Source organism: Prosthecobacter sp. (genome assembly GCF_044373815.1).
Taxonomy (GTDB): domain Bacteria; phylum Verrucomicrobiota; class Verrucomicrobiia; order Verrucomicrobiales; family Verrucomicrobiaceae; genus Prosthecobacter.
This window is the reverse complement of sequence record NZ_JBIPNG010000017.1, coordinates 22,951-32,134: the sequence shown is the minus strand read 5'-3', so window position 1 is coordinate 32,134 and position 9,184 is coordinate 22,951. Positions and strand designations below refer to the sequence as shown.

The following is a 9,184-nucleotide window of genomic DNA, read 5'->3' as shown; positions in this document are numbered from 1 at the left end:
CCGTGCTCAAAGACGGCCCGAAGGCCGGCACGCTCGACACTTCACCCGTGGCCAAGCTGTGGGGAGATGACCATCTGCTGGCGCGCATGCCCGATGGCCGTGGCCACAACCGCCACGTCATGGCTCCTGGCGGCATCGTTTATCGCGTCTCACCAGACGGCAAGCAGTTCGAAATCTTCGCCTCCGGCTTCCGCAACATCTTCGACGGCAGTGTTAACCGCGACGGCGAGCTCTTCGTCTATGACGCCGACATGGAGTATGACTTCAACACTTCCTGGTATCGCCCCACACGCATCAATCACGTCGTCAGCGGCGCGGAATTCGGCTGGCGCAACGGCGCGGGCAAGTACCCCGAGTTCTACTATGACAACCTGCCCGCCACGCTGAACATCGGCCCCGGCTCGCCCACCGGCACCACCTTCGGCTATGGCGCGAAGTTCCCCGCCAAGTACCAGGACGCCTTCTTCGTGCTCGACTGGAGCTGGGGAAAAATCTACGCCGTGCATCTCAAGCCCAGCGGATCGACCTACACCGCCACGAAGGAAGAGTTCGTCACCGGCGGCCCGCTGCCAGTCAGCGATGCCATCATCGGCCAAGATGGCGCGATGTACTTCACCATCGGCGGCCGCCGCGTGCAGTCGGGACTCTATCGCGTGACTTACACCGGGAAGGAATCGACAGCCCCAGTGACATCCAAGCCACAGATCACACGTGCCAGCGAGCTGCGTCATGAACTTGCCGCCTTCCACGGCAAAGCCGACTCGAAAGCCGTCGCTTTTGCCTGGCCGAATCTCAGTGACAAGGACCGCTTCATCCGCAGTGCCGCACGCACCGTGCTGGAGCACAACCCCGTCTCTGAATGGGAAACCAAGGCGCTCAATGAAAAGAACGCCACCGCACAGCTCGAAGCCCTGCTGGCGCTGACTCGTATGACGGGCGTGTGCCCCACGCATCGTACTCCCGATCACGTCGTGAACACCGCCATGCGCGACAAGCTCTGGGCCGCGCTGCTGAAACGTGACTTCAAGAAGCTTAACAACGAGCAGCGTATGGCCTACGTGCGCCTCACCGAGATCGTCCTGCACCGCTTCGGCAATCCAGACGACGCCACAGTGGCTGCGATCATCGCGAAGCTCGATCCTGCCTATCCAGCAGACAACTTCGAGCTCAACTGGCTGCTCACCGAAACGCTCGCCTACCTCCAGGCACCCAACACCGCCGCCAAGGGCATGGCCCTCATCGCCGCCGCGGAAAGCCAGGAGCCGCAGATCGAATACGCCCGCAGCCTGCGCTTCCTGAAAACCGGCTGGACCAAGGAGCTCCGCACCCAGCAGCTCGAGTTCCTCCTCAAGGCTGCGAACTACAAGGGCGGCGCCAGCTTCGCCATCTTCATCGACTTCATCCGCAAAGACTCGCTGGCCACCTTCACACCTGAAGAAAATGCGCAGCTTGCCGAACTCATCGCCAAGAAACCCGAGGCGAAGAGCGCCATCGAAAACGTCGGCGCCATGTTCGTGGGCCGCACGCCGACGATGTGGACGCTCGACGAGCTAAGCGCCGCCACCAAGACCGGCATGAAAAAACGCAGCTTCGACAACGGCCGCAAAATGTTCACCGCAGCCGCCTGCTACACCTGCCACCGCTTCGGCAACGCCGGCGGCATGACCGGCCCGGATCTCACCGGCGCTGGCGGACGTTACAGCCCGCACGACCTGCTCGACAACATCATCAACCCCAGCAAGGTCATCAACGAGCAGTTCGCACCCATCATCGTCACCAAGAATGACGGCTCCATCATGAGCGGCGTGGTCGTGAATCTCAGCGGCGACGGCGTCACCCTCAACACTGACCTCACCGATCCGAACCAGCGTGTGAACGTGGATCGCAAAGAAGTGAAGAGCATCGAGCTCAGCACCGTCTCCCCCATGCCACCAATGCTCCTCGCCATGCTCAAGAAAGACGAAATCCTCGACCTCCTCGCCTACGTCCTCAGCGGCGGCGATAAGACGAACGCGATGTTTGGGAAGTGAGCTGAGCTTAAAGCATCGGGCGCACGGCCTTCTGAATCTCAGCTTTGACTTTGGCCCACGTTGTTTTGACGAGACTCTTCGGAGTCTCGGTTGCCTCCGCGTCTTCAAAGTAAATCATGCTGCGCAGCGGAATCATGGGATCGTGGTTGGGGAACTTGAGTGCATAGCAGCGCAGGATTTCATCCAGCCCGATTTCCTTGAGCAGCGTGTGCAAATCATAAAAATCCTTCTTCGCACCACGGTTGCTGATGGCCCCCAGCTTCATGGCCACCACATCCTGCAGACTCATCAATCGCACGCCCTCAATGGTTTCGTAAGGATGCAGCAGCGGGTAGCGATAAGTGACAAAGTCCACCTTCACCTTTTCAATAAAGGCCATCATGCCATTGCTGTTGTCGTTGGTTAGCTGGAATGAAGGAAAATCTTCCGCGAGAGCCGCAGCAATGGCCTTGTTGTCGAATTTCTCCGGCCGGAAAAAATCGAGATCCACCGACATGCGATGCCCGAAGCGCAGCGCCAGCGAGGTCCCGCCCACCAAGGCGAAACCATCCAAGGCCTGGTGAGAACACAGGTTCTTCAGTAATGCCAGGGTGCTTGGGGGAACGGCTTCGCTGTGCAGCATCTAAAATCCTCCTTTTTTAAGTTCAGTGCCAGACAGAGCAGAGCGACATTCTGCGGACTTAGCGAGCGCAGCCCAGTTACTACCGCACTAAGTTTTTCATCGCCATAGTGCCGACGAATGGCACGCCAGCCTTCCATCGCACCAACGACCAGCACACGCTCAATGATTTGTGCTGCGTGCTTGTCAGGATTAAGCCGAGCGGGATTCACATCCCAAAACCATTCCGCCGGAAGCCCAAGAGGCGTCCGCGCTTTTTGGGCGATTGGGGCGGCTGATTTCATTTTACAAAGGCTACACGCCTCTCTCCAAAGCTCAACTCTACTCTGCCAGAACTCCTTCTCTGCATCGTTATCTTTCGCCCATGAAACGCCTTGTACTGCTCCTTTTCGCCGTTTGCTCTTCGATCTCTGCTGCCCAGCAACCCAACATCCTCGTCATCGTTGCGGACGACTTGGGTTACGCGGACATCGGAGTTCATGGCGGCAAGGCAGTGCCCACGCCGAACATTGATGCCCTTGCCGCCAGTGGCGTTCGCTGCACGAACGGCTACGTCACCGCGCCCTATTGCAGTCCGTCCCGGGCAGGATTTCTCACGGGCAAATCACAGACGCGTTTTGGCCATGAGTTCAATCCCCATGTCGGTGATGAGGCCAAGCTCGGCCTGCCGCTGGATCAGCGCACCATCGCCAATGTGCTGCACGATGCGGGCTACGCCACATCACTCATCGGCAAATGGCATCAGGGCTTCGATGCCGCGCATCATCCACTGTCCCGTGGCTTCGACGAATTCCTGGGCTTTCTCGTCGGTGGGCACAATTTCCTGCTGCACAAGGATGCCGAGCCTGAGTTCGGCTCCGCGCATTCGCACAACATGATCTATCGCGGCCGCGAGCTGCAGCACCTCGACGGCTACACCACGGATCTCTTCACTGATGAAGCCCTCGGCTTCATGAACCGCAACACCGCCAAGCCATGGTTCCTCTACCTTGCCTACAACGCCGTGCACACACCGCTGGAGATTGCCGACAAGCTCAAGGACCGCATTCCTGCCGATGTCACCGATCCGAACCGCCGCGGCTACCTCTCGCTGCTGCTAGGACTCGACGACTCCGTGGGTCGCATCACCGCCGAGCTCAAAGCCAAACACCCGAACACCCTCGTGTTCTTCTTCAGCGACAACGGCGGCTCCGGCAAGAAACCCTTCTTTGCCTACAACACTGGCCTCAACACACCGCTGCGTGGCGACAAAGGCCAGACGCTCGAAGGAGGCATTCGAGTGCCGTTTTTCGTGAGCTGGTCTGGCAAGCTGCCCGCCGGCAAAACCTATGACCAACCGGTGAGCGCCATGGACATCCTGCCCACGGCCTGCGCGGCGACTCAAGCGAAACAACCTGAGGGCGTCGAAGGAGTGAATCTCCTGCCTTATCTCAAAGGCGAAGTCACCGCTGCACCGCACGACACCCTCGCCTGGCGTTTCGGCCCCCAGAAAGCCATCCGCCAGGGAAACTGGAAACTCGTCGATGTCCGCGACATGGAGGCCAAGACCCAGTCCGGCTGGCAGCTTTACGATCTGAGCACCGACATCGGCGAGCAGCACGACCTTGCCGCCGACAAGCCCGAACTCGTCGCCCAACTCTCCAAGGCCTGGGACGACTGGAATACCAAAAACATCGCGCCGCAGTGGCATGGTGCCGTCAACGAAGACCCCACCGCCCCCCAGAAGCCAGCAGCGAAGGCCGGCAAGGCGAAAAAGAAGTGAGCAAACGGCCTTAGCAAAGGCCGCAGGCATCATTCTACAAAGAGCAAACATTGCACTGAAAGCGTCTCGCGTTCAGCGTTGATGATTCGTCATTCTCCTCCTATGCCCGCTTTCTCCGACCCCTTCCGCGAAGTCCGCACCGCCACTGGCGTGCTGCAGTGCCCCTTTCATGGCGAAGACATCACCATGATCCTGCGCCACGAAGACGTGCGCAAGGCGGCGAAGGACTGGCAGACCTTCAGCTCGGATGCGCCCTTCCGCGTGCCGATCCCTTCGGAGGAGGCGGTGCGGACCATGCGTCAGCTCCCCATCGAAACGAATCCACCGGAACACACCGACTACCGCGCCATCGTGGAGCCGTTTTTCCAACGCTCCAAAGATCCCGCGATGATCGCGCAGGTGGACGCGCTGATGGAAGGCATGCTCACGCAAGCACTGAACCGCGACTCGATTGAGATCGTCAACGAGTTCGCGCTGCCCATCCAGTCACGTGCCCTGACCCACCTGCTCAACGTGCCTGCGTCCGAAGGCGAAACCTGGATCGGCTGGGGCATCCATGTCTTCAAAGTCACTGGCGGCGAGTTTAAAACGGGCAACGTGCTGGAAGACTACCTCCACGCGCAGTTCGACCGCGCCGAGACGAATCCTGACGCAGACTTCTTCAGCGCTCTCACGCAGGCAGAGTATCGCGGGCGCAAACTCACGCGTGAGGAGATGATGGGCTTCGCCAATCTCGCCTTCGCCGGCGGGCGTGACACCATCATCCACACAATCTCATGCGCCCTAGGTTATCTGGCCGAACATCCTGAAGCCCTGGAATTTCTGCGCGAAGATCCCAAGCGCATCACCCTCGCCAGCGAGGAGTTCTTCCGCGTCTTCATGCCGCTCACCCATATTGGCCGCGTCTGTCCCGCAGACACCGATGTCAATGGCACCACCGTCAAAGCAGGCGACCGAATCTCCCTCGCCTGGGCCTCCGCCAACTTCGACGCCAACGCCTTCCCGGCACCCGAGGAAGTCCGCCTCGACCGCAAGCCCAACCCGCATCTCTCCTTCGGCTTCGGCACCCATCTCTGCCTCGGCGCTCCGCACGCACGTCTCATCCTGCGCACGCTGCTGCGTCTGTGCTGCGAACGCGTGAAGAGCATCACCATTCTCAAAGCCGAAGAACGCGTCGAGCATGAAGCTAAGTTTGACCGCACTCTCGGCTACAACTCGCTGACGGTGAAGATGGAAGCCCTCTAAAACCTCACCACCCAATCAGCCTCGTGATTGCCGCCCGCAGCGCAGTCTCAAGAATCACGGCCTCGGAATGCGTGACGGGAATCGTGACCTTCTTCACGCTCTTCGACGCCGCGTCCTGACGTGACATGCTCATGAAGTACGGCGCCTTCTGCGGATCATCGCGAAAGGTCAGCTCAAAGGCGCTGTTGGCCTTCTCAGACTGGTGGAAAAGCTTCGCCTGCTCCTGCCGGCCCTGCAGCGTCGCCAGCACAGCACCGAGATCCGAGAGCCCCCACTTCATGGTGATCTTCTGCTCCCAGTCGAACTGCTTCTCACCGCTCTGCGAAGCCGCATCCACAAACACAGCGCCTTTGCTGCGGTTGAACTCGAAACGGATCACCCCGCCAGTACCGCGACCATTGGGTTTGTAGATGGCATATTCAGCGGCCTGCTTGGTGGCGGCGGCAGTCGAGGAACCGGCGGTCGATTTCGAGGTCATGGCGCGAAAAACTAAAATGCCGCCAGTTGAATGACAAGCCTGCATGCTGAATCCGACACAGTTTTTGCTGAGATGTCATGACAGAGCCCTTCGTTACACGCGCACCACCCACCATGCATCGCATCCCGGCCATTCTCGTATTGTCATTCTTCAGCGTTCTCTCGTCATTCGCAGCGGAGCAGCGCCCCAACATCCTCTTCATTCTCACCGAGGATCAAGGCGCGCACATGGGCGCTCTGGGCACGACTGATGTCATAACGCCCCACATGGATGCGCTGGCGGCCGGCGGGGCGTTGTTTCGCCGGGCCTATGTGGGGTATCCAGTTTGCTCGGCATCAAAGGCCTGCATCATGACCGGTCTGCACTCGCACACGAACGGCTTGGTCAACAACACCAACAACTACCTCAAGCCAGCCGCCAAACTCACGGAAGCGGAGAAACAAGCTCCGCCCTACCTGCACACGCACATCCGCTCCCAGGGCGCCACGATGGTCGAGGTGCTCGCCGCGCAGGGCTATCACACCGCAGTGTGCGGGAAGCTCCACATCGCTCCGAACGAACGCTTTCCCTACAATGACTTCATCCCGAAGGCTGGCTCCAAGCAAGCCCTCACCGCAGTCATCAAACGGTCCGCAGGCAAGCCGTGGTTCCTGCTGCACAACAGCACGACCTACACGCACCGGCCGTTTGTGAACAGCGAGAAGCAGCCCATCACCATTGACCCCGCAAAGGTGAAACTGCCCGCGCATCTGCCGGACACACCCGTCGCACGCCGTGATTGGGCCGAGTATCTTGACGGTGTGCAGCACAACGACCAGATCGTCGGCGAGGTCATGGCCGCGTTGCGGGAGTCCGGGCAGGAAGCGAATACCCTCGTCATCTTCATGGGGGATCACGGCCCGGCCTACCAGCATGGCAAGATGACTCCGTTTCATCTGGGCCTGCACATTCCGCTCGTCATTCGCCTTCCCGGAGGCAAACCGCTCGTGAGCAATGCATTGGTCAGTGAGCTCGACCTCTTGCCCACTCTGCTGGATGTGCTCGGCATTCCGTATGATTCAACGCTCCACGGCATCAGCCTCAGACCCCTGCTCGAAAGCAAGCCAGACGCCAAAGCCAAAGGCCATGACTTCATCTTCAGTGAGGTCTCCGGCCGCTCCTTGAACCAGCAGCGCGGCATGGAGGAGCGCAGTGTGATCGACGCCACGCATCAGCTCATCGTCCGCAGCCATCTCGATGAGCCCAAGGTCATCAATGCCGACCTCCGTGATATGAAACCCTGGATCAATCGCATCTACGGCGAGACCGTGCGCGTCAAAGCCCAGTTTCCCGAAGCCTATCGCATCCTGCAGGAAATGGACCCGCACGCCCTGGGTGGAAAACCCCCACTGATCGAGCTCTACGATCTCCAAAGTGATCCCGACGAACTCCACAACCTGGCTGCCGACCCCGCGCAGCGCCAGCACCTCGAACGTCTCTATGCTCCCCTGAAACAATGGCACGCAGACACCCAGGACAACACCATGATTCTGCCTTCGCTGCCTTGAAGATCATTTTGTTTCTTTCACATCCTTCTCCACGCCATGAAAATCCAGTTCCTCGCATTGCTCCTTTGCACCCTTGTCACATCCCTCTTTGCGGAGACAAAACCCAACATCGTTTTCATCCTCGCCGATGACCTCGGTCAGATGGACATCGGTGCATTCAACCCGAAGACGTTTTATAAAACGCCGAACATCGACGGGCTGGCGAAGCGGGGGATGAAGTTCACGCAGGGTTATGCAGCCTGCTGTGTGTGCTCTCCCACGCGTGGCAGTCTCATGACCGGGAAATATCCGCCGCGCTTTGGCATCACCAATTTCATTCCTGGAGGTCGTGCGGGCAAACTGCTGCCAGCGCCGAATGCAGGTCAGCTGCCGCTGGCGGAGGTCACCATAGCGGAATCCCTGCGCGATGCGGGTTATGAGACGTTCTTTGCCGGCAAATGGCACCTGGGCGGCGCGGGCTTCATGCCGCGCGATCAGGGCTTCACTCATGATGAAAGCGAAAGCACCGGACCGAAGGGCGGCAAGGGCAAAAAGCAGGACGATCCGAAGAACACCGACAGCATCACCGATGCGGCGGTGAACTTCATCGAGGCGAACAAAGACAAACCCTTCTACGCCTACCTTCCCTACAACGCACCGCATGTGCCCATCGGCGCACGTGCCGACCTCGTGGCGAAGTGGCAGGAAAAGGCCAAGCAGGCACCTGCCGATGCCTGGGGCCAGGAGCGGACGAACCAAGTGCGCCTCGTGCAAAACAATCCGGTCTATGCCGCGATGCTGGAGCAGTTTGACACGGCCATTGGTCGCGTGCTCACCACTCTGGAGAAGAACGGGCTCACAGAGAAAACAATCGTCGTCTTCATGTCTGACAATGGCGGCCTCGCCACTGCCGAAGGACATCCCACCTCGAATCTTCCGCTGCGTGCCGGCAAAGGCTGGCCCTATGAAGGCGGTGTGCGCGAGCCGATGATCGTCGTGGCTCCCGGCGTGACCAAGCCGGACACAACCTGCGATTCACCCGTTATCAGCACAGATTTTTATCCCACGCTGCTGCAACTCGCAGGCCAGCCGTTGAAACCCGAGCAGCATCTCGATGGCGTGAGCTTCCTGCCCTTGCTGAAAGGTGAGTCCGCCGCGCGTGGAAAGCCGCTCTTCTGGCACTACCCTCACTATGCCAATCAAGGCGGCCCGCCATGCACCACCATCCGCCATGGCGACTGGAAACTCATTGAGTGGCACGAGGACGGCGCGCTTGAGCTTTACAACATCCCTCAGGACATCGGCGAAAAGAACAATCTGGCCGCTGCACAGCCTGACAAGGTGAAGGAGCTGCATGCGAAGCTCATCGCTTGGCGGAAGGGAGTCGGCGCACTGATGCCGACGCCCAATCCGAACTTTGATCCAAACGCGAAGCAAGAGACCTTCACCCCGAAAAAGGCAAAGAAGAAAAAGCAGGCGGCACCCTGATGCGCATTTGTTGAGATGTTGATTCAAAATCGTTCG

General features: G+C 59.4%; 8 protein-coding genes. 5 read left to right on the top strand and 3 right to left on the bottom strand.

The window, feature by feature from the left end; translation table 11 throughout:
• Positions 1–2,030 (top strand): c-type cytochrome (locus ACIREA_RS02870; protein ID WP_397380358.1); only part of this gene is annotated, 2,030 nt, incomplete at its 5' end.
• Between the two features lie 7 nt (positions 2,031–2,037).
• On the opposite strand, the gene ACIREA_RS02865 is transcribed toward ACIREA_RS02870, so the two are convergent.
• Positions 2,038–2,583, bottom strand: coding sequence for a nucleotidyl transferase AbiEii/AbiGii toxin family protein (locus ACIREA_RS02865; protein WP_397380356.1), 546 nt, complete (start codon positions 2,581–2,583; stop codon positions 2,038–2,040).
• A 23-nt stretch (positions 2,584–2,606) separates the two neighbouring features.
• Positions 2,607–2,933 carry a DUF6922 domain-containing protein gene (locus ACIREA_RS02860; RefSeq protein WP_397380354.1) on the bottom strand — a complete coding sequence of 109 codons (327 nt, stop codon included), beginning with the start codon at positions 2,931–2,933 and terminating at the stop codon, positions 2,607–2,609.
• An 80-nt stretch (positions 2,934–3,013) separates the two neighbouring features.
• Here ACIREA_RS02860 and ACIREA_RS02855 point away from each other — a divergent pair, with 80 nt between their 5' ends.
• Positions 3,014–4,411, top strand: a complete 1,398-nt coding sequence (locus tag ACIREA_RS02855; RefSeq protein ID WP_397380353.1) for a sulfatase — start codon at positions 3,014–3,016, stop codon at positions 4,409–4,411.
• Positions 4,412–4,513: 102 nt separating this feature from the next.
• Complete coding sequence (locus ACIREA_RS02850; protein ID WP_397380351.1) at positions 4,514–5,656, top strand: cytochrome P450; 1,143 nt, start codon at positions 4,514–4,516, stop codon at positions 5,654–5,656.
• Positions 5,657–5,660: 4 nt separating this feature from the next.
• On the opposite strand, the gene ACIREA_RS02845 is transcribed toward ACIREA_RS02850, so the two are convergent.
• Positions 5,661–6,134: a hypothetical protein gene (locus tag ACIREA_RS02845; protein WP_397380349.1), complete on the bottom strand. Its 474-nt coding sequence runs from the start codon at positions 6,132–6,134 to the stop codon at positions 5,661–5,663.
• A 77-nt stretch (positions 6,135–6,211) separates the two neighbouring features.
• Between ACIREA_RS02845 and ACIREA_RS02840 the strand changes: the two genes are divergently transcribed.
• On the top strand, positions 6,212–7,681 hold the full coding sequence (locus ACIREA_RS02840) for a sulfatase (protein ID WP_397380347.1): 1,470 nt from the start codon (positions 6,212–6,214) through the stop codon (positions 7,679–7,681).
• 36 nt (positions 7,682–7,717) lie between these two features.
• Positions 7,718–9,148, top strand: coding sequence for a sulfatase (locus ACIREA_RS02835; protein ID WP_397380345.1), 1,431 nt, complete (start codon positions 7,718–7,720; stop codon positions 9,146–9,148).
• The last annotated feature ends 36 nt before the right edge of the window (positions 9,149–9,184 follow it).

Excerpts from the sequence above, each read along its gene's own strand:
- ACIREA_RS02845 (WP_397380349.1), bottom strand. The coding sequence starts at position 6,134 with ATGACCTCGAAATCGACCGCCGGTTCCTCGACTGCCGCCGCCACCAAG.
- ACIREA_RS02840 (WP_397380347.1), top strand. The coding sequence starts at position 6,212 with ATGACAGAGCCCTTCGTTACACGCGCACCACCCACCATGCATCGCATC.
- ACIREA_RS02855 (WP_397380353.1), top strand. The coding sequence starts at position 3,014 with ATGAAACGCCTTGTACTGCTCCTTTTCGCCGTTTGCTCTTCGATCTCT.
- ACIREA_RS02835 (WP_397380345.1), top strand. The coding sequence starts at position 7,718 with ATGAAAATCCAGTTCCTCGCATTGCTCCTTTGCACCCTTGTCACATCC.
- ACIREA_RS02860 (WP_397380354.1), bottom strand. The coding sequence starts at position 2,933 with ATGAAATCAGCCGCCCCAATCGCCCAAAAAGCGCGGACGCCTCTTGGG.
- ACIREA_RS02850 (WP_397380351.1), top strand. The coding sequence starts at position 4,514 with ATGCCCGCTTTCTCCGACCCCTTCCGCGAAGTCCGCACCGCCACTGGC.